Annotated in this window: 22 protein-coding genes and 1 pseudogene; 14 read left to right on the forward strand and 9 right to left on the reverse strand. The window is 63.9% G+C overall.

Translation table 11 applies throughout. The features are described from left to right. Window positions 1–204: 204 nt before the first annotated feature. Entirely contained in the window at window positions 205–1,086 is an 882-nt protein-coding gene (locus JJE66_RS21450; RefSeq protein ID WP_200518633.1) for a sigma-70 family RNA polymerase sigma factor, read from the reverse strand. Between the two features lie 190 nt (window positions 1,087–1,276). On the opposite strand from JJE66_RS21450, the gene JJE66_RS21455 reads away from it, so the two are divergent. From JJE66_RS21455 to JJE66_RS21515, 13 genes are all read left to right on the forward strand, one after another. Further along, complete coding sequence (locus tag JJE66_RS21455; protein ID WP_200518642.1) at window positions 1,277–2,695, forward strand: DHA2 family efflux MFS transporter permease subunit; 1,419 nt, start codon at window positions 1,277–1,279, stop codon at window positions 2,693–2,695. A 38-nt stretch (window positions 2,696–2,733) separates the two neighbouring features. Next, complete coding sequence (locus tag JJE66_RS21460) at window positions 2,734–3,066, forward strand: hypothetical protein (protein ID WP_200516497.1); 333 nt, start codon at window positions 2,734–2,736, stop codon at window positions 3,064–3,066. A 564-nt stretch (window positions 3,067–3,630) separates the two neighbouring features. Beyond that, complete coding sequence (gene lptF / locus JJE66_RS21465; protein ID WP_200516498.1) at window positions 3,631–4,800, forward strand: LPS export ABC transporter permease LptF; 1,170 nt, start codon at window positions 3,631–3,633, stop codon at window positions 4,798–4,800. Then, window positions 4,797–5,894 (forward strand): LPS export ABC transporter permease LptG, encoded by a 1,098-nt coding sequence (lptG, locus tag JJE66_RS21470; RefSeq protein ID WP_200516499.1) that lies wholly within the window; start codon window positions 4,797–4,799, stop codon window positions 5,892–5,894. Before lptF ends, lptG begins: the two co-directional genes overlap by 4 nt. Beyond that, complete coding sequence (locus JJE66_RS21475) at window positions 5,894–8,380, forward strand: LPS-assembly protein LptD (RefSeq protein WP_200516500.1); 2,487 nt, start codon at window positions 5,894–5,896, stop codon at window positions 8,378–8,380. Before lptG ends, JJE66_RS21475 begins: the two co-directional genes overlap by 1 nt. A 68-nt stretch (window positions 8,381–8,448) precedes the next feature. After that, window positions 8,449–9,381, forward strand: coding sequence for a peptidylprolyl isomerase (locus JJE66_RS21480; RefSeq protein ID WP_200516501.1), 933 nt, complete (start codon window positions 8,449–8,451; stop codon window positions 9,379–9,381). After that, window positions 9,381–10,418, forward strand: coding sequence for a 4-hydroxythreonine-4-phosphate dehydrogenase PdxA (gene pdxA / locus JJE66_RS21485; RefSeq protein WP_200516502.1), 1,038 nt, complete (start codon window positions 9,381–9,383; stop codon window positions 10,416–10,418). The genes JJE66_RS21480 and pdxA overlap by 1 nt, the downstream gene beginning before the upstream one ends. After that, on the forward strand, window positions 10,418–11,275 hold the full coding sequence (gene rsmA / locus JJE66_RS21490; RefSeq protein ID WP_200516503.1) for a 16S rRNA (adenine(1518)-N(6)/adenine(1519)-N(6))-dimethyltransferase RsmA: 858 nt from the start codon (window positions 10,418–10,420) through the stop codon (window positions 11,273–11,275). The genes pdxA and rsmA overlap by 1 nt, the downstream gene beginning before the upstream one ends. A 22-nt stretch (window positions 11,276–11,297) precedes the next feature. Then, window positions 11,298–12,356, forward strand: a complete 1,059-nt coding sequence (locus JJE66_RS21495; RefSeq protein ID WP_200516504.1) for an alcohol dehydrogenase — start codon at window positions 11,298–11,300, stop codon at window positions 12,354–12,356. A gap of 88 nt (window positions 12,357–12,444) precedes the next feature. Further along, window positions 12,445–12,669: a hypothetical protein gene (locus JJE66_RS21500; RefSeq protein ID WP_200516505.1), complete on the forward strand. Its 225-nt coding sequence runs from the start codon at window positions 12,445–12,447 to the stop codon at window positions 12,667–12,669. Between the two features lie 197 nt (window positions 12,670–12,866). Continuing rightward, window positions 12,867–13,571 (forward strand): Crp/Fnr family transcriptional regulator, encoded by a 705-nt coding sequence (locus tag JJE66_RS21505; RefSeq protein ID WP_200516506.1) that lies wholly within the window; start codon window positions 12,867–12,869, stop codon window positions 13,569–13,571. Between the two features lie 80 nt (window positions 13,572–13,651). Next, window positions 13,652–13,828 carry a hypothetical protein gene (locus JJE66_RS21510; protein WP_200516507.1) on the forward strand — a complete coding sequence of 59 codons (177 nt, stop codon included), beginning with the start codon at window positions 13,652–13,654 and terminating at the stop codon, window positions 13,826–13,828. A gap of 58 nt (window positions 13,829–13,886) precedes the next feature. Beyond that, on the forward strand, window positions 13,887–14,108 hold the full coding sequence (locus JJE66_RS21515) for a hypothetical protein (protein ID WP_200516508.1): 222 nt from the start codon (window positions 13,887–13,889) through the stop codon (window positions 14,106–14,108). Window positions 14,109–14,172: 64 nt separating this feature from the next. On the opposite strand, the gene JJE66_RS21520 is transcribed toward JJE66_RS21515, so the two are convergent. Together JJE66_RS21520 and JJE66_RS38975 are read right to left on the reverse strand one after the other, a co-directional pair. Continuing rightward, the gene (locus JJE66_RS21520; RefSeq protein WP_200516509.1) at window positions 14,173–14,514 is read right to left on the reverse strand and encodes a hypothetical protein; all 342 of its coding nucleotides are present in this window, start codon (window positions 14,512–14,514) and stop codon (window positions 14,173–14,175) included. Between the two features lie 178 nt (window positions 14,515–14,692). After that, window positions 14,693–14,869, reverse strand: a pseudogene (locus JJE66_RS38975) (transposase); the annotation flags it as partial. 971 nt (window positions 14,870–15,840) lie between these two features. Between JJE66_RS38975 and JJE66_RS21525 the strand changes: the two are divergent. Then, complete coding sequence (locus JJE66_RS21525; protein WP_200516510.1) at window positions 15,841–17,028, forward strand: hypothetical protein; 1,188 nt, start codon at window positions 15,841–15,843, stop codon at window positions 17,026–17,028. Here the strand turns inward: JJE66_RS21525 and gmk are convergent. The 6 genes from gmk to fabG form a co-directional block, all read right to left on the reverse strand. Next, a complete protein-coding gene (gmk, locus tag JJE66_RS21530) occupies window positions 16,961–17,620 on the reverse strand; it encodes a guanylate kinase (protein WP_200516511.1) in 660 nt (219 codons plus the stop codon). The two genes, JJE66_RS21525 and gmk, sit on opposite strands and share 68 nt — an antisense overlap. Before the next feature lie 3 nt (window positions 17,621–17,623). After that, window positions 17,624–18,511 (reverse strand): YicC/YloC family endoribonuclease, encoded by an 888-nt coding sequence (locus tag JJE66_RS21535; protein WP_200516512.1) that lies wholly within the window; start codon window positions 18,509–18,511, stop codon window positions 17,624–17,626. A 110-nt stretch (window positions 18,512–18,621) separates the two neighbouring features. After that, window positions 18,622–19,869, reverse strand: a complete 1,248-nt coding sequence (mltG, locus tag JJE66_RS21540; protein WP_200516513.1) for an endolytic transglycosylase MltG — start codon at window positions 19,867–19,869, stop codon at window positions 18,622–18,624. A 125-nt stretch (window positions 19,870–19,994) separates the two neighbouring features. Continuing rightward, window positions 19,995–21,260, reverse strand: a complete 1,266-nt coding sequence (gene fabF / locus JJE66_RS21545) for a beta-ketoacyl-ACP synthase II (RefSeq protein WP_200516514.1) — start codon at window positions 21,258–21,260, stop codon at window positions 19,995–19,997. 108 nt (window positions 21,261–21,368) lie between these two features. Further along, the gene (locus JJE66_RS21550) at window positions 21,369–21,608 is read right to left on the reverse strand and encodes an acyl carrier protein (protein ID WP_008130699.1); all 240 of its coding nucleotides are present in this window, start codon (window positions 21,606–21,608) and stop codon (window positions 21,369–21,371) included. 310 nt (window positions 21,609–21,918) lie between these two features. Next, window positions 21,919–22,656 (reverse strand): 3-oxoacyl-[acyl-carrier-protein] reductase, encoded by a 738-nt coding sequence (gene fabG / locus JJE66_RS21555; RefSeq protein ID WP_200516515.1) that lies wholly within the window; start codon window positions 22,654–22,656, stop codon window positions 21,919–21,921. Window positions 22,657–22,666 lie beyond the last annotated feature (10 nt).

Raw genomic sequence — 22,666 nt, forward strand, 5'->3', positions numbered from 1 at the left:
CAATGCCAAGCACCGCCCGTGGCAAGGACGCTCCCTGTTGACGGAGCATCGTCAACTCGCGAGCAGCGCCAGGTAGATTACCTGGTCGGCCGTACTCTTCGTGGTTTGCTCAGTTGAAAGCGAATCCCAGCCAGATGCGCATGAGGTCCAGCTGCCTTTATCGGTCGATGGCACCGACAGCGCCCGCGGGGCTCACGACCGGGGTCATTCCAGGATGACGATCTCCGCGCCGTCGAGCACATACGGCGCATAGCGAAAATCACGGATCGTCGCGAGGCGCTCTTTCGTCCATTGCAACAGCACGAAATAAGCTGCCCTGCGGTGCGGGTCGTCCGGATTGCAAACCAGGATAGCCGGGCGCCGGTCGACAAAGCCGGCCACCAGTCGCCAGTCCGTCACGCGCGAATAGTTGCTGAAATAGTTCGAGACCTGGCGGCGCCCGTTCAGCTTGCTTCGGTTGACGAGCTCGAGCCGCACCTCGTCGGCCAGCATGTCGCGGACCGCATCGAAATCGCGAGCGTTAAAGCGGTCCACATACGCGCTCAGCAAAGCGCGTTCGCCGTCGGCGAGGCTTGGCAATCGCGCGTCATCGGGCTGTTCTGACAATCCCTGTAGCCGGCCCCGCCCTCGGTGCAGCGATGCTTTAACGGCCGGAACCGTCATCTGGGTGATGACGGAGATCTCCTCGAGCGAATAACCAAGGACATCCATCAGTACGACGCTGGACCGCTGCGCGGCCGGCAACTGCATGAAGATTCGCATGCTAGCGGCCGTGGCAAGCCGGCTGTCGGCTGCCGCCATGTCAGCAATCATGTCGAGATCCTCGTCGGAATGGGCTGCCCGATGTCTGGCCCGGCGGCGCAGGAAATCCAGCGCCACATTATGAGCGATCCGGAACAGCCAAGCTTCGGGAATTGCAAGTGACTCAATCTCGTCACGCGCTTCCAGGGCTTTCAAGATGGTTTCCTGCACGACGTCCTCGCCGTCGATCACCGAGCCGGTCATTCGCGCGCAATAGCGATGCAGCTTCGGCCGAAGCGCAGCCAGGATCTGGCCGAACGCCGCATGCGGCTCTCCTTGGTTCATCCTGTCATTCACATCCAACCACTTCCTCGCTTGAGCATAGCATCTCGGGCGAACAATCCCCGGTGTGGGCGCGCTCCACTCGGAAGACGTTCCGGGGAGCGCAAAAGATTCACCCGCCGAACAATTTTTTATCCGGCGAATCCTTCGAGGCCGCCCGGTCGTCTTACGGGATGCAAACTGGAGAACCGCCATGACACAAGCATCGACGACACCCGCCGGACCAGCCATAAGGACCTGGGTCCTTGTCTTGACGTCCATCGCTTCGTTCATGGTGGCGCTCGATGCCCTGGTTGTCACCACCGCATTGACCGCGATCCGCCTCGATCTTGACGCCTCGATTGAGGCGCTGCAATGGACCGTCAACGCCTATGGCCTGAGCTTTGCGGCGCTGTTGTTGACCGGCGCGGCACTGGGCGACCGATTCGGACGCCGACGCATGTTTGCGGCTGGGCTCGCCCTCTTTCTCGTCGCGTCGGCCGCCTGTGCGCTTTCAAGCTCCGCCAGCTCGCTGATCGCGGCCCGTGCCTTGCAGGGCGCAGGCGCCGCGCTGGTCATGCCGCTTGCAATGGCGTTACTGAGTTCAGCATTTCCGCGCGAGATGCGCGCAAAGGCGCTCGGCGTCTTCGGCAGCATCACGGGGCTTGCCTTGATTGCGGGCCCGATTGTCGGCGGCGCAATTGCCTCCGGTTTTGCCTGGCAATGGATCTTCTGGCTCAATTTGCCCATCGGCCTTGTCGCTCTCCTGCTCGTGTACCGAAAAATCGAGGAGAGCCACGGAGCGGACGCGAAGCTCGACGGTCTGGGTCTCGTGCTGGCTACGAGCGCCATGTTCGCGCTGATCTGGGGATTGATGCACGCTAATTCCGCCGGCTGGGGGAGCGCGGAAGTTGTGGTCGCATTGATCTCTGGCCTGACACTCTGCGCGATCTTCGTCGAATATGAACGGCGCGAGGCGGCGCCGATGCTGCCGATGCGGCTCTTCGCGTCGACCGGTTTTCTTGCCGGCAACGCGGTCAGCTTTGCACTCTATGCCTCGATGTATGGCGTCCTTTTTTTCCTGCCGCAGTTCCTGCAGACTGCGCAGGGCAATAATCCGCTCGGCGTCGGCTTGAAATTGCTGCCGTGGACTGCGACACTCTTCGTCTTCGCGCCACTCGGCGGAGCACTGGTCAATCGGGTCGGCGAACGGCCGCTTGTCGTTGGCGGCCTCCTGTTGCAGGCGATTGGCTTTGCATGGATCGCACAGCGCGCAACACCCTCGTTGTCGTATGTCGAGATCGCCGCCCCGCTGATTCTCGCGGGCGCTGGCGTGTCTATGGCAATGCCGGCCGCGCAACACGCGGTGTTGAGCTCGGTCGCGCCGACCGAGATCGGTAAGGCGTCGGGCGTCTTCAACATGCTGCGCTATTTCGGGGGCGCCTTTGGCGTCGCGGCGCTGGGAGCAGCCTTTGCGGCCGCGGGAAACTTCGGCTCCCCGGAGCGTTTCACGGCGGGGTTTATTCCTGCAATCACCGTGGCAGCAATCTTTTCGCTCATGGGTTCCGTGGCCGGAACGTGGCTGCCTTCGCGATACTCGCAAACAATCGCCTCAGTCCGCCGCAGTGCCTGACAACATCGAGAGCCTCCACGATCGAACAGGAGAACAACATGAAAGTGAATCTCGTCCAATATTCGGTGCGGCCGGACTACGTGGAGCAAAACAAGCTCAACATCGAGGCGGTCATGCGCGAGTTGCGCTCGATCGGTCATGACGGCGTCGAATACGCGGTCTATCTCCGGCCAGACGGCCGTACCTTTATGCATTTCGTGCGTCAGAGTACGGTCGAAGCGGAGCATTATCCAACGTCGCTCGAGTCGTTTCGAGTCTTTCAGGCGCAGCTCAGGCCGAATCTTAAAGCGGCACCGACGGTAGAAGCACTTACCCTGGTTGATTTGTTTGCGCCGGGCGCCGAGCGGGACGCGCAAGCTCGAACGCCGTAAATTCGCGATGGCCGTATCTTCGGAGTCGGGTCGCCCCAAACCGAGGCGGCGGCCTTCGCTCCCAATCAAAGCGATATATCCGGATGCGCCGGCAGTCTTTGTTCTGGCTTTGTACCCACTCATCCAAAGCCATGAGGCCGACCAACGCAGCGCGGTTAGATGGCCTAAGCCCGGATTGGGCCGAAAGGGCAATGCTGGCCGCTCCTGGCCAGTCGAACGGCGCAATGCCCTATCGCCCAGTTCGCCCCGGAAAATTGAATTTTCCTCTTGGCTTGTCAGTGCCTTGACAGTGCCTTGACCTGGCGCCTCGAACTTGCCCGACGGCAAGTGTCATATGCCAGGCGCCGCCCGTGGCAGGGAGGTCACAACGAGGGAAATATTAACCATATATTGAGGGTGCCATGGGTCGGCCATTTTGTTGACGGATCAAAGGGATGGTACTGAGAAAATAAGCCGGCGGACGAGATGGCTGCGCGACCCTGGGGATCCCTTCCGGGATGGGTCGGACAGCCGGAAATTCCCGGGACGACTTTGGGGCTTTGGTGGGGATTCGTGCGGTAGCGCATGGGGTCGATCGACAGGTATATTTTCCGCACGACGCTGGCGTCGTTTGCGCTCGTCCTGGTCAGCCTCACCGGCGTGATCTGGATTACGCAGGCGTTGCGCGGCATCGACCTGATGACGAGCCAGGGTCAGACCATCCTGACCTTCCTCGGCATCACTAGCCTCGTGATCCCGGCGCTGATCCTGATCATCTCGCCGATCGCGCTAATGATCGCGATCTCGCACACCTTGAACAAGCTCGCGACCGATTCCGAGATCATCGTGATGAATGCCGCCGGCTTCTCGCCGTTGCGGCTGTTCTATCCGTTCTTCTACGCCACCTGCGTTGTGGCGCTGCTGGTCGCCTTCATCTCGGCCTATCTCGCCCCCGACGGCATGCGGCGGATTAAGCAATGGGACGCCGAGATCACCGCCGACGTGCTCACCAATATCCTCCAGCCCGGCCGCTTCGCCCAGCTCGACAAGAACCTCACGATTCGGATCCGCGAGCGCCTGCCCGGCGGTATCCTCGCCGGCATCTTCATCGACGACCGCCGCGATCCGAATGAGCGCATCTCGATCGTTGCCGAGCAGGGCGAGGTCGTGAAGAACGACAACGGATCGTTCCTGGTGCTCAAGGACGGCAATCTCCAGCGCTTCGAGGCCGGCAAGCGCGATCCGGCACTGGTGGCGTTCGGCCGCTACGGCTTCGACATGTCGAAGTTCTCCAACCAGGGCCACGACGTCACCCTCGGCATTCGCGAACGCTATCTCTGGGAGCTGTTCTCGCCGTCCGCGGACGATCCCGTCTACAAGGCGGTCCCCGGCCAGTTCTGGTCCGAGCTGCATGATCGGCTGATGGCGCCACTCTACCCGTTCGCGTTCGCGGCGCTGACCTTCGCCTTCCTCGGCGCGCCGCGCACGACGCGCCAGAGCCGCAACTTCTCGATCGGCGGCTCGGTGCTCGCGGTGTTCGGGCTGCGCATGGCCGGATTTGCCTGCTCGGTGATGGCGGTGAAGTCGCCGCTCGCCGCCGCCGTGCAATATGCGATGCTGGCGGTCGCGATCGGCGCCGGCATGTGGTTGATCGTCGGCGGCGTCGTGGTCGAGCCGCCTGCCGGCCTGATGGAGGCCATCAACAGATCGAACGCGCGCATCGCGCGGCTGTTCGGACGGCCGGCCGCCGCATGAGCATGCTCACCAACACGCTCGGGCGCTATTTCGCCGGCCGCTTCGTGGTTGCAGCACTCGGCGTGTTCGCGAGCATTTTCCTGCTGCTGGTGCTGGTCGACTACATCGAGATGGTACGCAAGACTTCAGGGCTCGCATCCGCCTCCGCGGTCATGGTGGCCGAAACCTCGTTGTTCCGGGTGCCGCAGCTTTTGGAGAAGCTGACGCCGTTCTGCATGCTGATCGGCGCCATGACCTGCTATCTCGCCCTCTCCCGCCGGCTCGAGCTCGTGGTCGCGCGCGCCGCCGGCATTTCGGCCTGGCAGTTCATCTCGCCGGCGCTCGGCAGCGCGCTCCTGATTGGCGTCATCGCCACCGTCGCCTATAATCCGATGTCGGCGAATCTGCGCGAGCTGTCCAAGCGCATGGAAGCGGAGCTGTTCGGCTCCGCGCCCGGCGGCGGCATCCAGGACGCCTCGGGCTTCTGGCTCAACCAGGTGACCAGCGACGGCCAGACCATCATCAACGCGGCGCGCAGCGAACAGCAGGGCGTCCGGCTGACGGGGCTCACGCTGTTCCGGTTTGACACAGAGCAGCATTTCAAGGAGCGGGTCGAGGCGCGCGAGGCGACGCTCGAATCCGGCCGTTGGCTGTTCAAGGGCGTGCGCCGCTTCTCGCTCGACTCCCCGCCGGTCGATCAGGCCAGCCTGGAGATTCCGACGACACTGACCGAGGCGCAGGTCCGCAACAGCTTTTCCACACCCGAGACTGTGTCCTTTTGGCAACTACCGAGCTACATCCGCTCGTCCGAGAGCTCGGGGTTCGCGACAGCCGGATATCGACTCCAGTATCACAAGCTGCTGGCACAGCCGTTTTTGCTCGCCGCCATGGTGATGCTCGCGGCTTCCGTGTCGTTGCGCTTCTTCCGGATGGGCGGCGTACAGAAAATGGTTTTGAGTGGCGTGGGCGCAGGCTTTCTGCTCTACGTTTTGTCGAAAGTGACTGAAGACTTGAGCAAGGCTGAGTTGATGCATCCGATCGCTGCGGCGTGGTTGCCCGTGGTGGTGGGCGGCCTCACCGGCTTTTTGGCCTTGCTGTATCAGGAGGACGGATAGTGACGGCCGTCCGCCGAGGACCCGTGTCTGGTTTGGCGCTGCGCACCCTCGTGCGCGCGAACGGGTCTGGCTTGTCTGCGCGTAAGATCCTGCTTGCCATCGCCGCGGTCGCCTCGCTCGCCGGCATGATGGATCTTGCCACGGTGGCGCCGGCGGCCGCCCAGAGCTTCACCTATAATCCACGGCCGCCACATCCGACACCGCCAAAGGCCGCCAATGACGGGCAGATGCTCGTGCAGGCGACCGAGGTCGACTACGACTACAACAATTCGCGTGTCTCCGCGGTCGGCAACGTGCAGCTGTTCTACAACGGCACCAGCGTCGAGGCCGACCGGGTCATCTACGACCAGAAGACCAAGCGGCTGCATGCCGAAGGCAACATCCGCATGACGGATGCCGACGGCAAGATCACCTATGCCGAGATCCTGGATCTCTCCGACGACTACCGCGACGGTTTCGTCGATTCGCTGCGCGTGGACACCGCCGACCAGACCCGCATGGCCGCGACCCGGGCCGACCGCTCCAGCGGGAATTACACGGTGTTTGAGAACGGCGTCTACACGGCCTGCGCCCCGTGTAAGGACGATCCGAAGAAGCCTCCGCTCTGGCAGGTCAAGGGTGCCCGCATCATCCACGACCAGCAGGAGAAGATGCTATATTTCGAAACGGCGCAGCTCGAATTCTTCGGCGTGCCGATCGCCTACATGCCTTACTTCTCGACCCCCGATCCGACCGTGAAGCGCAAGACCGGCTTCCTGATGCCGGGCTTCACGTCGAACACCCCGTTCGGCTATGGCGTCGAAGTTCCGTTCTACTGGGCAATCGCGCCGGACATGGACGCAACCTTCAACCCGCGCATTACTTCCAAGCAGGGCGTGCTGTTGCAGGCCGAATTCCGCCAGCGCCTGATGGACGGCGCCTACCAGGTGCGTGTCTACGGCATCGACCAGCTCGATCCGAGCGCGCTCGCGGGCCAGCCCGGCGACAAGCAGTTCCGCGGCGCCGTCGACACCAAGGGTCAGTTCGCGCTGAACGACAAGTGGGTCTGGGGCTGGGACGGCGTCCTCATGTCCGACTATTATTTCTTCTCGGACTATCGGTTGTCGCAATATCGCGATCCGTTGGGCTCGTTCCTGTATCTGCCGACCGATGCACTCTCGCAGCTTTTTCTGACCGGCGTCGGCAATCGCAGCTTCTTCGACGCGCGCACGATGTACTGGCTGAGCTATTCGGGCAACCAGAACGTGGTGCCGGTCGTCTATCCCGTGATCGACTACTCGAATGTGCTCAATTATCCCGTCTTCGGCGGCGAGTTCAGCTACAAGACCAATTTCGTGAACCTGTCGCGTGACACCGCGGTGTTCGATCCGATCACGACGCTCGCCAACACCAGCAGCCTGTGCACGACGACGTCGGCCGATCCGCTCGCGCGCACGCCGTCGCAGTGCCTGTTGCGCGGCTTCCCCGGCACCTACACCCGCCTGTCGGCGGAGGCGCAGTGGCGCAAGTCCTTTACCGATCCGTTCGGCGAGATCTGGACGCCGTTCGCGATCCTGCGCGCCGACGCGATCAACTCCGACGTCTCCAACCAGCCGGGCGTGTCGAACTATCTGCCCGTCGGCGACACCCAGGCGTTCCGCCTGATGCCGACCGTCGGCCTCGAATACCGCTATCCCTTCATCAACGTTCAGCCGTGGGGCTCGACCACGATCGAGCCGATCGCGCAGATCATCATCCGCCCGAACGAGACCTATGCCGGCAAGCTTCCGAACGAGGATGCGCAGAGCATGGTGTTCGACACCTCGAACCTGTTCAGCGTCGACAAGTTCTCCGGCTACGACCGCGTCGAGGGCGGCGGCCGCGCCAATGTCGGCGTGCAGGCAACCACGCAGTTCGACAGGGGCGGCGCCATCAAGGTGCTGTTCGGCCAGTCCTACCAGCTGTTCGGCATGAACTCCTACGCGGTGCAGGACTCCATCAACACCGGCCTCGATTCCGGCCTCGACAAGCCGCGCTCCGACTATGTCGCGAGCGCCGCCTACTCGCCGAACAGCACCTATACGTTCAGCGTCCGCTCCCGCATGGACGAGCAGACCTGGAACGTCCAGCGCTTCGAGGCGGAAGGCCGCGCCAACTTCAATCGCTGGTCGATCAGCATGATGTACGGCAATTACGCGCCGCAGCCGGAGCTCGGCTATCTGACCCGCCGCGAGGGCATCCTGACGTCAGGCTCGATCAAGGTCGCGACCAACTGGGTGGTGACGGGCTCGGCACGCTGGGATCTCGAGGCCAACAAGATCAACCAATATGTGCTCGGCGCCGGCTACGTCGACGATTGCTTCGTGCTGGCGGCGAACTATGTAACTTCGTATAGCTATTCTGCGGGCACCACGCCGCCCGTGCTGAGCCACGCGTTCATGTTCCAGATCGGCCTGCGCACGATCGCGACCTCGACGGGGTCCAGCAGTTCCGCCGGTCTCCAGTGAACGATTTGAAGTGCCGGCCGCGTGTTCCCCATCGCAGGTACATCGCGGCTGACATGCGAGCGACAATCATGACGACCCCACTTCCCGCTTTCCGCCTCCTCCTTCTCGTCCTCGGCTCTGTACTGGTTCTGGCCGGCGCGCCGGCACGGGCGCAGAACATCGTCGTCATGGTCAACGGCGATCCCATCACCGATTACGACATCGAGCAGCGCTCCAAGCTCGACCAGCTGACGACCCAGAAGACCCCGAGCCGTCAGGACGTCATCAACGAGCTGATCGACGACAAGATCAAGATGAAGGAAGGCAAGAAATACGGCGTCGATCCCGGCGTCTCCGACATCAACCAGTCCTACGAGGCCATGGCGCAGCGCATGCGCATCACGCCGGATCAGCTCACCAAGTCGCTCGAGATCAAGGGCGTTCGCCCCGAAACCCTGAAGGGCCGCATGAAGTCGGAGATGGTCTGGACCAGTCTCGTGCGTGGTCGCTTCAAGGAGAAGCTGATGGTCGGCGAGAAGGACGTCGCCGACAAGGTGCGCGAGGGCGGCAGCGAGAAGCTCCAGATCGAGGGCACCGAATACAAGATGCAGCCGATCGTGCTGATCGTGCCGCGTGGCTCGTCTTCGGCCTTCCAGGAGACGCGGATGAAGGAAGCCGAGACCTACCGGTCGCGCGTCGCGAGCTGCGATGAGGCCAATTCGCTGTTCCGCTCGACGCCGAACGCCACCATCCGCGAGAGTGTCACCAAGACCACGGCGGATCTGCCGGAAGCTCTGCGCAAGGTGCTCGACGACATGCCGATCGGCCATCTCACGGCGCCGGAGGTGACCAAGGCGGGCATCGAGATGGTGGTGCTGTGCTCGCGCAAGCCGACCATGATCGACACGCCGAAGAAGCGCGAGATCCGCGAGCAGATGTACCAGCAGAAATACGAGAAGACCCAGAAGGCCTATCTCGACGAGATCCGCAAGGCGGCGATGATCGAATATCGCAACCACTGATGGCCCAACCTTCCGTCAAGCCTCCTGCAAAGCCCCTCGCGCTGACGCTCGGAGAGCCCGCCGGCATCGGCCCCGACATCACCATCGCAGCCTGGCTCAGGCGCCGCGAGCTGGGCCTTCCCGCCTTCTATCTGCTCGGCGACGAAGCGCTGATCGCGCAGCGCGCCGAGAAACTGGGTCTGGCGCTTGGCGCCGACATCAGGACCGCCTCAGTGAGCCCCGGCGAGGCCGAGGCCGCCTTCACCGAGGCCCTGCCCGTGGTTGCGACCGGCGCGCGTGCGACCGCCGCACCCGGCAAGCCCGACGCCTCGAGCGCACCGGCAGCCCTCGCCTCGATCCGCCAGGCGGTCAGCGACGTGCGCGAGGGTCGCGCCAGCGCCGTCGTCACCAACCCGATCGCCAAGAGCGTGCTCTACCGCGCGGGCTTCCGCCATCCCGGCCACACCGAATTCCTCGCCGAGCTCGCGAGCACGGACGGCCGCCCGCCGCAGCCGGTGATGATGTTGTGGTCGCCGCAGCTCGCCGTGGTGCCGGTGACGATCCACGTTTCCCTGCGAGAGGCCCTCAGCCAGCTCACGAGCGAGCTCATTGTCTCGACCGTGCGCATCGTCGCGACCGAGCTGACATCCCGCTTCGGCATCGCCCAGCCGCGGATTGCGATCTCCGGCCTCAATCCGCACGCCGGCGAGGACGGCTCGCTCGGCCACGAGGAGCAGACCGTGATCGCGCCGGCGCTCAAAATTCTGCGCAACGACGGCATCGACACCAGGGGCCCGCTGCCCGCCGACACCATGTTTCACGAGGCCGCGCGAAACACCTATGACTGCGCGGTGTGCATGTATCACGACCAGGCCCTGATCCCGATCAAGACGGTGGCGTTCGACGACGCCGTCAACGTCACGCTCGGCCTGCCCTTCATCCGCACCTCGCCCGATCACGGTACCGCGTTCGATATCGCCGGCACCGGCAAAGCCAACCCCGCGAGTTTGATCGCAGCGCTCAAACTTGCCAGCCGCATGGCGGCGGCAAAAAGCTGATGAGCGCGATCGACGACCTCCCGCCGCTTCGCGAGGTCATTCGCCAGCACGCTCTGTCGGCCCGCAAATCGCTCGGCCAGAACTTCCTGCTCGATCTCAATCTCACCGCGCGCATCGCCCGCGCGGCAGCGCCTCTCGAAGAGACCACCATCGTCGAGATCGGCCCGGGCCCGGGCGGGCTGACGCGGGCACTGCTCGCACTCGGCGCCAGACGCGTCATCGCCATCGAGCATGACGAACGCGCGATCCCGGCGCTGAGTGATATTTCCGCGCGCTATCCCGGCCGGCTCGAGATCGTGCATGGCGATGCCATGACGTTCGACCCGCGCCCACTGCTCGCGGGCGATCGCGCCAGGATCGTCGCCAATCTGCCCTACAACATCGGCACTCAACTCCTGATCGGTTGGCTCGCCACCGAGCCCTGGCCGCCCTGGTACGACATGATGGTGCTGATGTTTCAGCGCGAGGTGGCCGAACGGATCGTCGCGCGCGAGGACGAGGAGGCCTATGGCCGCCTCGGCGTGCTCGCCAACTGGCGCTGCGAGACGAAAATCCTGTTCGACATTTCGCCGTCCGCCTTCGTGCCGCCGCCGAAAGTCACGTCCTCCGTCGTACGCCTGATGCCGTGCGAAAAGCCGCTGCCGTGCGACCGCAAGCTGCTCGAACAGGTCGCCGCCGCAGCCTTCGGCCAGCGCCGCAAGATGCTGCGCCAGAGCCTGAAATCGCTTCAGGCCGACCCCGCGCGACTTGCGCAGGCCGCCGGCGTCGACGCGACGCGGCGCGCCGAGACAATTCCGATTTCAGGCTTTGTTGCCATGGCCCGTGAATTGGCCGATATACGCAAGCAATCTCGATAATCGGAATTTCGGAGGAAGGAATATGGCGTTGATGCGTCGGCAGTCGTTGGTCAAGTTCGATGCGCCCTTGTGCGAGACCATCGTCGATACGCCCAAGCCGCAAGCTGCCGAGGTGCTGGTGCGCATCGAGCGCTGCGGCCTCTGCCATTCCGACCTGCACATCCAGGACGGCTATGCCGACCTCGGCGGCGGCAAGAAGCTCGACACCACGCGCGGAATGACGCTGCCCTTCACGCTCGGCCACGAGATCGCCGGCGTGGTCGACGAAATCGGCCCCGACGTGCCGGCAAGCCTCGTGGGTCTCAAGAAGGCGGTGTTTCCCTGGATCGGCTGCGGCCAGTGCCGCGACTGCAAGAACGGCGACGAGAACCTCTGTGCCAAGCAGCGCTTCCTCGGCGTCGCCATCGACGGCGGCTTTGCCACCCACGTGCTGGTGCCCGACGCGAAATATCTGCTCGATTACGATCCTCTGCCCGTCAACCAGGCCGCGACCCTGATGTGCTCCGGCGTCACCGCCTATGGCGCGCTCAAGCGTCTCGTCGACCGTCCACGCCAGCGCAATCTGCTGCTGATCGGTCTTGGGGGCGTCGGCATGATGGGCCTGTCGTTCGCGCAAGCCATGTTCAAGCAACCGATCACGGTCGCCGATCTCTCGCCGGCCGCGCGCGAGACCGCGCTGAAGAGCGGCGCGTCGGTTGCCTACGATCCGTCCGAGCCCGACGTAATCAAACGCATTCTGAAAGAGACCGATGGCGGCTTCGACGAAGTCGTCGATTTCGCCGGCAATGAAAAGTCGATGGCCTTTGCGGTCGCGGTCGCTGCGCGTGGCGGCAAGGTCGTGGTCTCCGGCCTGATGGGCGGCCAGTTCACGCTGCCAATGGTGCAGTGGATCTACAAGCGCCTCACCGTCGAGGGCTTCATGGTCGGCACGCTCGCGGAGGCCCACGAGCTGATGGCGCTCGCCCGCGCCGGCAAGATCAAGCCGACGCCGATGCGCGAAGAGCCGATGGGCGACGTCCAGAAATGGATCGACGAGCTGCGCGCCGGCCACGTCGTCGGCCGCATCGTGCTGAAGAACTGAGCTTCGTGCGGCGGCGAGACGCATATCTCGCCGCCGCGCTTTGATCGGCCCACGCGGAACGCCCGCGGCCATACCGCGTTGGCAGCGCATGTCCATTCGCTGCACCGTCGAGAGCGCATTCTTCATCGCCTGGAGCTTCCTCGAGAAGAGCGGCGAGCTCGGCCCGCCTGACGTCTCCGCAAACATCCTTCTCGATGCGATCGAAGCGCAGCTCAAAACCGGCGAGCGCCGGCCGCTGATGCTCGCCAACAGGGCGATCGACGCGTACCGGCACCTGAACCAGTCGGCCGGGCGCGAGGCCCGCCTCGGCTAACGGAAATTCCGTAGTTCTCCGGACCAGAACAGAGTTCGGCGCGTGGCCCCTTTGCAACGCGGGATGCTCCCCAGTGGACAACGCCATCTTTTTTTGATTTCCCGCAAGGCCCTTGTGTGCACTTTGGAACCGTCGGTTCCTCCGCGGAAACGTAGGGTTCTCTTCGGTGCCGATTCCCGGCAGACAAGAGAACAAGCGTGACTGGCCGGCCCAAGAACGAGCTCCTCCAGCAGCTAAACACCGATGATTTCGAGCTGCTCGCCCCTCATTTGCAATCGGTCGAACTGCCTGCGAGTCACATCCTGCATCATGCCGGCGACAGCATCGCTGTCGTCCACTTCCCCTGCGGCCCCGCTTTCGTGTCATTCGCAGTGCCGGTCGAGGACGATCGCGAGGTCGAAAGCCTGCTGGTCGGCCGCGAGGGCGCCGTCGGCCTGCCCGCTGGCCGCGGCCCGTCGTTCGCCTATGCGCGCATCGTCGTGAAGGTCGGTGGCACGGTTCTGCGCCTGCCGTTGGGCGCGCTCGAACAGGCGCAGCAGAGATCGGCGAGCCTCCAGGATCTGCTGGCGCGCTACGCCGCCTGCCAGCTCGCGCAACTGTTGCAGACCGCAGCCTGCAACGCCGCGCATTCGATCGAGCAGCGCGCGGCGAAATGGATCATTGCGGCGCAGGAGCACATCGGCGCTGACGAGATCCCCCTCACCCACGAACAGCTCGCCAGCATGCTCGGCGTCTCCCGCAGCTATGCCAGCCGCGTCATCCAGATGCTGAAGGCGCGGCGCATCCTCGCGACGCGACGCGGCGCCATCCTGATCCTCGATGCGCCCGCGCTTGCAGCCAGCGCCTGCGCCTGCAACGGCGCGGTGAAGAATCATTTCGGCGAAGTGCTCGGCCGTCCCTGACCTCGAGTTGGAACCCTGCGCGTCTCAAGCGCGTTGACTTGTCGTCAGAACCAGGGGGACCGAAGACAGGAGAGACGAACTTGGTCGATCTCGGCAAATGGTATGATCCCATATCCGAGCGCTGGATCGCACCGCGCAAACCCCGACTGGAGACAAAGTCTTCCCACGCGAGTGCGAACCACGTCCTCGAGCTCCAGAGGACGGTCGAGATCCAGCGCATCTGGCGCGCGCTGGTCGATTGCTGCGCAAGCAAGTGATGCTCTTGCGCATGCGCGACGGCGGAACGCGACGGCGGCTGCGCCGTTGTCATCCCACATGACCGATCCCGCATTTTCCGCCAGGCCCGTCGCAACCGCGATACGCTACCTGTCGATCATTGTCGCAGGCGCCTGCCTGCTGCTCGCCGCGATCTGCATCGCGATCGCATGCCAGGTCTTCATTCAAACCGGCGTGTTCACGCAATCCTACGCGATGGTGGGATTGATCAGCGGAGTGTTGGGACTTGTCGCGCTGAAGCTGGCGCGGGTCTGGAAGTAGCCCGTAGCCCGAGCCCGTAGCCTGCAGGATGAGTAGGCCCCTTGCGAAGCCCATCGCTTCCAGTTCATCTCGACAGGGTGATTGAGGTTATTGCGACCCAGCCAAAGGTCCCGTGCCCTCTGATTGTTCCCTTGATCTCACAGTGATCTCCCAATTTGCAGATACTCAATACGCGGCTTCTATCCTTGTCATCGATATCCGCATCACACCACGTCAGCATGTTCTGATCCGGTGTCAGCTGAAGCGCAGCTTGCTCTTCGGCCAGGATGCCGCGGCAAGTGAACCGGTTGTCCTTCGGCCATACAAATTTCGGGTCCGGTTTGTTTGCTGCCGCCAATGCCGCGCCAGCGCCCAGACAGGTCGCCACCAATCCGGTCATTGAAAGCCTTGCCGCAATCCGCGTCATCGTTGCACTCCTCGAATCGAGGCTGGCGATATCCCGGATCCCCGAGACGACCAACCCGTAGGATGGGCAGAGCCCTTGCGAAACCCATCACTTTACTACCGCCGTTTTCCGTAATCATGGTCGTCCTCCGATCAATCGCCGCCCCAATCGGCCGGATAGTTGCCGAGCTTCACATGACGGGCAATACAACAACCGCATCGACCGTGAACGGATGATGCAGACGCGTCTGTTGAAACGACGCACGTAGCAGATCGACATGATCCGTCAGCAGCGACAGCCTCCGCTCCGGCAGATTGACATTGACGGTGAAGAAGAAGCATCCACCCGGGACGGGGTTGCGACGATATCCAGTCAAAGCGAAACGCTATCACGGAAACAAAAGTGATGGGTTTCGCAAGGGCTCAACCCATCCTACGGGCTAAGTGCGATCGAGCGCCGGGGCTCAGCGGACCGGGGCCAGCTCCCGTCGGGCAAAACACCAGACACCGCGTCAACCCCTCCCAGCGAAAATATTCTACTTTCCAGAATTTCGGATTTGTGGCATACACCCCTCATCCCGGCCCTTGCCAAAGGGGCGCTTCGCGATCGTCACGAGATGCGGGCCGGGTTGCGGTGGACGCGGTAGCGCCGGCGCGCAACGTATGAGACAGGGCGGGCAACCGTGAGTCTCACGCGACGCGGCACGACACGGCGCGGTCACAGCGGGTTCGTCGGTTACCGGGGGTGAGCACACGCGAGCCCCTGGCGATCAGGCGAGACCGTCCGCGGACGGAGAAGTCGTGTGGTCCTGACGCCCGGAGTCTGTGCGTCAAGTCTTGCGGTGATGTGGCGGCCCGACCGGGCGCGCGCATCAGCCATCCGCAAGGCGACGGGGGCAATAGTGCATCGCTCCCCGGGGAGAGCTCGAAGGACACCGTTAAAACCATCCGCGCAGGGAAGGCCGGGCGACCGGCATCACCTGTGATCCACTCCGTGTGCATTGCTGTTGCGCACGGATCTCGGGTGCCGCCGGCGCCCGGCCTTCCCTGCGCCCTTTGGCCAAAAGGGGCGATGAAACCAAAGCAAGGCTCGGGCGAAATCCGCCGCGAGAACGCGATAGCATGGCGATTCCAAAACCGTCCCCCCGCGCCAACGGCAGGCAGCCCGGGAACATGGACCTCGAACACGCGGCGATGCTCCCGAAAATGCCTTATTTGGCGAAGGAACGGCCGCCGACGAGGCCCGATTCAGGCCACATCCTCTCCGGATTTGCGGCTCATTGCCACCTAACTCTTTGTTGAGAAAGGAAAGGTAACGAGTTGCGTCATGCGTAACCGGGAGACCAGGATGGGCAACCGCACCGCAAAGTTCATATCCGTGCTGATTGGCAGCATCATTGCCGGTGCGCCTTTGGCCGTCGCGCAGAACGCGCCAAGCGCACCCAGTGCGGTCGCGAACACGGCGAATGCCGCGAGCGACTGCCTCGCCTCGCCGAAGGGAGTCGCGCCGCAGGGACAGCATTGGTTCTATCGCCTCGAGCGCGCGACCAAGCGGCAATGCTGGTATCTGCGCGCCGAAGGCGCCAAGGCCGCGACGACGACGCAGACTGCGAGCAGCACGCCGCAACCGGATTCACCGCAGCCGCAATCGGTGCAGAATGCGCGCGCCGAATACATCGCGCCGCAGGGCAACGCCGCGCAAGCTGCGCAGCCGGCGCAAGCAGCGGCGACAGTATCGCCGTCAACTCAGCCGGCGCCCGCCGCCAGCAGCGAAGCGCAGCAGCCTGCCGTCCCGGCGCGCTGGCCGGACTCGACGACGGCGACTGCGCCGCAGCCGGCACAAGATGCCGCCGACACGCAGCCAAGCGTGGCGCCCGCCGCATCCCCTGCCCCGGTGACGCTCGCCGTGGCCGATAGTACCGCCGACAAGACGACCGGCTCGCTCCCGACATTGCTGCTCGTCATCGTCGGCGCATTGGCGCTCGCCGGCGTCATCGCCTCCGTGATCTACCGCTTCGCCGGTGTGCGTGCGCGGGCCGCCGATCGCCGCGTGAACTGGGACCATCGGCAGGATCACGACGACAGCCACGCGCCGTGGCTCAACGCAGCGCCTGCGCCACGCGCAGAACGGCCGCATCCGGTCGACTTCGACGCCGTGCGCCCGCAAGCCCCGCAACTCGCCGCATTCGTCGATGCGATCGGCCGAATCGCGGCGCAGGCCCTTCCTGCGGAGGTTGCGGCAGCAGAACCGGACGAGGCCGAGATCGAGTTCTTCGACGGGGAGTTCGAGATCGAGGGCCCAGCGCCTCAGCTCGTCGCCGCCAGCCATGAGGAAGAAACGACCGATCGCGATGCAGACGCGCACGAAGCGGATGCGCATGAGGAGGCTACCGTCGCCGACATCAACATCGACATCATCACGGCGATGCTGGAACGGCTGGCGAGCGAGGGGCCGCGGCTGTCGCAGCTTAGCCTTGAAGCTGACCTTGCAGATTTCGGACAAAACCAACGAGGCCAATCCGCCGCTCGCGCTTGAGGCGTTCGGCCTTCAGGATCGACTGCACCTCGGCGAAGGCCTCATCGACATCGTGGTTGATGACGATGTAATCGTACTCGGCCCAGTGGCTCATCTCGTGGCTGGCACGGCTCATGCGCTTGCGGATGACCTCGTCGGAATCCTGCGCGCGCGAATGCAGCCGCTTCTCAAGATCGGCGGCCGAGGGCGGCAGGATGAACACGCTGACGACGTCCGCGCGCGCTTTTTCGCGCAGCTGCTGGGTGCCTTGCCAGTCGATGTCGAACAGCACGTCCTGCCCCGCCGACAGCGCGGCCTCGACGGGGCTGCGCGGCGTGCCGTAGCTGTTGTCGAACACGGTCGCCCATTCCAACAGCTCGTCGCCCTTCACCATGGCGTCGAAGCGGGGCTTGTCGACGAACAGATAGTCGCGGCCGTCGACCTCGCCGGGCCGCATCGCCCGCGTGGTCGCCGACACCGACATTTTCAGCCCCGGCATGCGGTCGATCAGAAGCCGCGACAGCGTCGTCTTGCCTGCGCCCGACGGCGAGGACAGCACGAACATCAGCCCGCGCCGTTCGACACCGTCAGTTCCGTGACCGCCAATCGTCATCGATCACTCCAGATTCTGGACCTGCTCGCGAAATTGCTCGACCACGTTCTTCATGGCGAGCCCGGTATTGGTCAGCTCGATGTCGTTCGACTTCGAGCAGCAGGTGTTGACCTCGCGGTGAAACTCCTGCGCCAGGAAATCGAGCTTGCGGCCGACCGGTCCGCCCTTGCCGATCAGCTCGCGCGCCTGCGCGATGTGCGAAGCGATGCGGTCGAGCTCCTCGCGGATGTCGGCCCGGGTGGCGATCAGGATCGCCTCCTGCATCAGGCGGTCGGAATCGAAACGGTCGGAGGTGTCCAGCAGCGCGGCGATCTGCTCGGCGAGCCTCGCCTTGATCGCTTCCGGCTTGCGGCCAGGCGCGGCTTCGGCCTTTTTCGCCAGCTGCTCGACCTCGTCGACCCGCTGGGTCAGGATCTGCCCCAGCGAAGTCCCCTCGCGCTTGCGCATCTCGACGAGTTCGGCGAGCGCCTTGTCGAAGGCTTCGGCCACGGCAGTGCGCGCCGCATTGTCCTCCTCCTCGTCACCCTCGGGTTCGGCGACCTCGATGACGCCCTTGATGGCCAGGAGGCCATCGACGCTCGGCGCGACCGCGTCGACCTTGCCGGCAATGACGGCGGCGGCTTTCAGCACGGCGTTGAGCACGTCCTCATTGACGCGGACGGAGGCGACGGCATTGGTGCGCTTGACGGTGAGATTGGCATAGACGGTGCCGCGCGACAGCAGCTCGCCGGCGCGCTTCTTGGCGTAGGCCTCCAACTCGTCGAAGCCCTGCGGCAGCCGCACCCTGAGGTCAAAGCCCTTGGCGTTGACCGACTTCAATTCCCATTCGAACGTATACGGCCCGCTAGCGCCGTGGCTTCGGGCAAAGCCGGTCATGGACGACAGCGCCATCAGGTCAAATTCTCCGGAAACACAGGATTCGCGAGGCCATCAGGCCACGCGAATCTTAAGACTATTTTGCAGGAAAGTGTAATCCGCAAAGTCCCGTAGGCAGGCCTGCGCTAGCGCTGGATCACCGGCGGCGACAGCTGCACCGCGCCCTGCCGGGCGGGAGCGCGGGCCGGCGGCCTTTTCTGCTGGGTTGGCTTGGCTGGCGTGGTCGCGGTCGGCGCGGTATCCGCGGCCGCCGGCGCCTGCGGCTCGTCGGCCGGCTCGACCGTGTCGTTCTGGATCTGCTTTTCCATCGCACGCAGCTTGGCGACGTTCTTCTGGTGCGCGTCGTAGGTCTCGGTGAAGGCATGCCCCCCGCTGCCGTCGGCGACGAAATAGAGGTCGCGGGTGCGGGCCGGGTTGGCGGCAGCCTCCAGCGAGGCGCGGCCGGGATTGGAGATCGGGCCCGGCGGCAGGCCTTCGATCACATAGGTGTTGTAGGGCGAGGGCTGCGTGATCTCGCTGCGCTTGATCGGGCGGCCGAGCGTGCCCTTGCCGCCGACGAGGCCGTAGATGATGGTGGGATCGGACTGCAGCTTGATCCTCTGCTTGAGGCGGTTGACGAACACCGCCGCGACTCGGCTGCGCTCATCCGGCTTGCCGGTCTCTTTCTCGACGATCGAGGCCAGCGTCACCAGTTGCTCCGGCGTCTTGATCGGAACGTCCTGGCTGCGGCGCTCCCATATCTCCGCAAGCACGCGCTTGTGCGCCTGCTGCATGCGCTGGATCACCTGGTCGCGCGGGGTCCCGCGCGGGAACTTATATGTCTCGGGCAGCAGCGTGCCCTCGCGCGGCAATTCGCGCACGCTGCCGGTGAAGATGTCGTTGTCGGACAGCCGCGCCACGATCTGCTCGGAGGTCAGGCCCTCCGGGATCGTGACGGAATGCTGCACCACCTTGCCCTCGACGATGGTGCCGATGACGTCGCGCAGAGACGCATTTTTCTGGAACGAGTATTCACCGGGCTTCAGATCGGAGCTCGCCTTCAGCGCGGCGACGCTTGCAATGAAGATCCACGGATTGACGTCGGTGACGCCTTCCCGGTTCAGGGTCTCGGCGATGTCGCGCTTGCCGGCACGCTGCGGGATGTTGACGATCTTGTCGTCCTTCAGCGGCCCCGGCGCCTCGAGCACCTGCCGGCCGTAATAATAGACGCCGCCGGCGCCGAGCATGGCGATCAGCAGGAGGGTGATGATGGCATTGCCGACCACGACGAAGGGATTGCGCGCCCGCTCCGAACGCTTCGGCGGCGGCGGGACCTGCTCGGGCTCGAGCGCTGCCCGCGGACTCCGGGGCGAAATGGGCGGCCTTTCACTCATCGAAGCAACCTGAATCCTGCCGGTTCAATCGCAGCCTGACAATCACTTGCCGAGCCAAATGCACACGCCCACAGACATGACTATCGCCGAATACGGCAAAACGGTGGATTCGTCGCAAACACAAACTATTGGGCCAGGCGGCGGACGATCACCGATGCATTGGTACCGCCAAAACCAAAAGAATTCGACAACGCGACGTTGACCTCGCGTGCCTTCGCCTTATGCGGCACGAGATCGATCGCAGTCTTCACCGACGGGTTGTCCAGATTAATCGTCGGCGGCACGACATTATCGCGAATCGCGAGGATAGCGAAGATCGCTTCGATCGCGCCGGCCGCACCGAGCAGATGGCCGGTCGACGATTTGGTCGAGGACATCGCGACCCTGGACGCGGCACTGCCGAGCAGGCGCTCCACTGCGCCGAGCTCGATCTCATCACCGAGCGGCGTCGAGGTGCCGTGCGCATTGATGTAGTCGAGATCGGATGCCGAGAGGCCGGCGCGCTTGAGCGCGGCCGCCATGCTGCGGAAGCCGCCGTCGCCATCGGGCGCCGGCGAGGTGATGTGATAGGCATCGCCCGAGAGACCATAGCCGATCACCTCGGCATAGATCTTCGCGCCGCGGCGCTCGGCGTGTTCGAGCTCCTCCAGGACGAGGACGCCGGCGCCCTCGCCCATCACGAACCCGTCGCGGTCCTTGTCGTAGGGACGTGAGGCCTTCTCGGGCGTCTCGTTGAAGCCGGTCGACAGCGCACGCGCGGCGTTAAAGCCGGCAATGCCGATACGGCCGATCGGCGACTCGGCACCACCGGCGACCATGACGTCGGCATCTCCGAACGCAATCAGGCGGGCGGCATCGCCGACCGCATGTGCGCCGGTCGAGCAGGCCGTGACCACCGAATGGTTCGGTCCCTTCAGCCCATGCTTGATCGAGACATAGCCGGAGGCCAGATTGATCAGCCGGCCCGGAATGAAGAACGGCGACACCCGGCGCGGCCCGCGCTCCTTCAGGAGAATCGCGGTGTCGGCGATGCCGTTGAGGCCGCCGATACCGGAACCGATCATGGTTCCGGTCGCGCACTTGTCCTCCTCGGTCTCGGGATGCCAGTTGGCATCGTCGAGCGCCTGGCCGGCCGCGGCCATGCCGAAGATGATGAAGTCGTCGACTTTGCGCTGGTCCTTCGGCTCCATCCAGATATCGGGATTGAAGGTGTCGTTGGTGCCGTCACCGCGCACGACCGTGCAGGCGTATTTGGTCTGAAGATCGGAGACATCGAAGCTCTCGATCTTGCGCGCACCGCTTTCGCCGTTGAGGATGCGTTTCCAGGTCGGCTCGACGCCACAGCCGAGTGGCGACACCATGCCGAGACCCGTGACGACAACCCGCCTCATATCTGAAAACTCCGCATCGAAAGGTTCACGGCCAATAACAAGAAACCGGCTGACCGCTGCGAAGCGGCCCGTCCGGTTTCAATGTTGTCCCCGCGAAAATGAAGAGCCTTAGCTCTTCGCGTTCTTCTCGAGAAACTTCGTGGCGTCGCCGACGGTGAGAATCGTCTCCGCAGCGTCGTCCGGAATCTCGCACCCGAATTCTTCTTCGAACGCCATCACCAGCTCGACGGTGTCCAGACTGTCGGCGCCGAGGTCGTCGATGAAGCTCGCTGCGTCGACAACCTTCTCGGGTTCAACACCAAGGTGTTCGACCACGATCTTCTTAACCCGCTCGCCAATGTCACTCATTGCATAACCTCGTGTTGTTCCCTGTAGACCCGACCCCCCGGGACGATACGAGCCGTCGTGGTCGTTGACTGCCTTCGCTTACGAACTTTGATTTGGCCCCACCTTAACCGGTGGAATCCCGGCGAACGACGGCCAAGGCTCCGCATCGCCAATATACAGGGTTTCAAAAACCTGCAATGGCGTTCTTTGCCCATCCGTTGAACGCCCGGTTAACATACTTCAACTGCCTTGACTACACGCCTCGATTCGCTCCGGAAACGGCCGTTTGCCGCATCCGGCCCTGCCCATGTGGGCAGTGCAGAACGGCGCGTCAGATCATGGCCATGCCGCCGTTGATGTGGATGGTCTGGCCGGTGACGTAGGCCGCTTCGTTCGAACTCAGGTAGACGGCGGCTGCCGCAATGTCCTCGGGCGTTCCCAGGCGGTTGGCCGGAACCTTGGTCAGAATCGTCTCGCGCTGCTTGTCGTTGAGCGCATCCGTCATCGGTGTCTTGATGAAGCCGGGCGCGATGCAGTTGGCGGTGACGCCGCGCTTGGCGTATTCGGCACCCAGCGTCTTGATCATGCCGATCAGACCGGCCTTCGAGGCGGTGTAATTGCCCTGCCCGGGATTGCCGGTGACGCCGACCACCGAGGTGATGGCGATGATACGGCCGAAGCGCTTGCGCATCATCAGTTTGGTCGCAGCGCGCGCCAGACGGAAGGTCGAGGTCAAATTGACGTTGATGACCTCGTCCCAATCCTCGTCACGGAGCTGAACGAACAGATTGTCGCGCGTAATGCCGGCATTGGCGATGAGGATGTCAACCTGGCCCATCGCGGCCTCTGCCGCGGGCACCAGTGCCTCGACCTCGTCGGCCTTGGAGAGATTGCAGGGCAGTACATAGGTGCGCTCGCCGAGCTTGCCGGCAAGCTCGTCCAGCACTTCCTTCCGCGTTCCCGAAATCGAAACGATGGCGCCCTGTGCGTGCAGCGCCTGCGCGATCGCGCCGCCGATGCCCCCGGTCGCGCCGGTGACGAGCGCCTTTTTGCCAGTCAGGTTGAACATGGAAAAACTC

It is taken from the genome of Bradyrhizobium diazoefficiens, from assembly GCF_016612535.1.
Classification (GTDB): Bacteria; Pseudomonadota; Alphaproteobacteria; order Rhizobiales; family Xanthobacteraceae; genus Bradyrhizobium; species Bradyrhizobium diazoefficiens_C.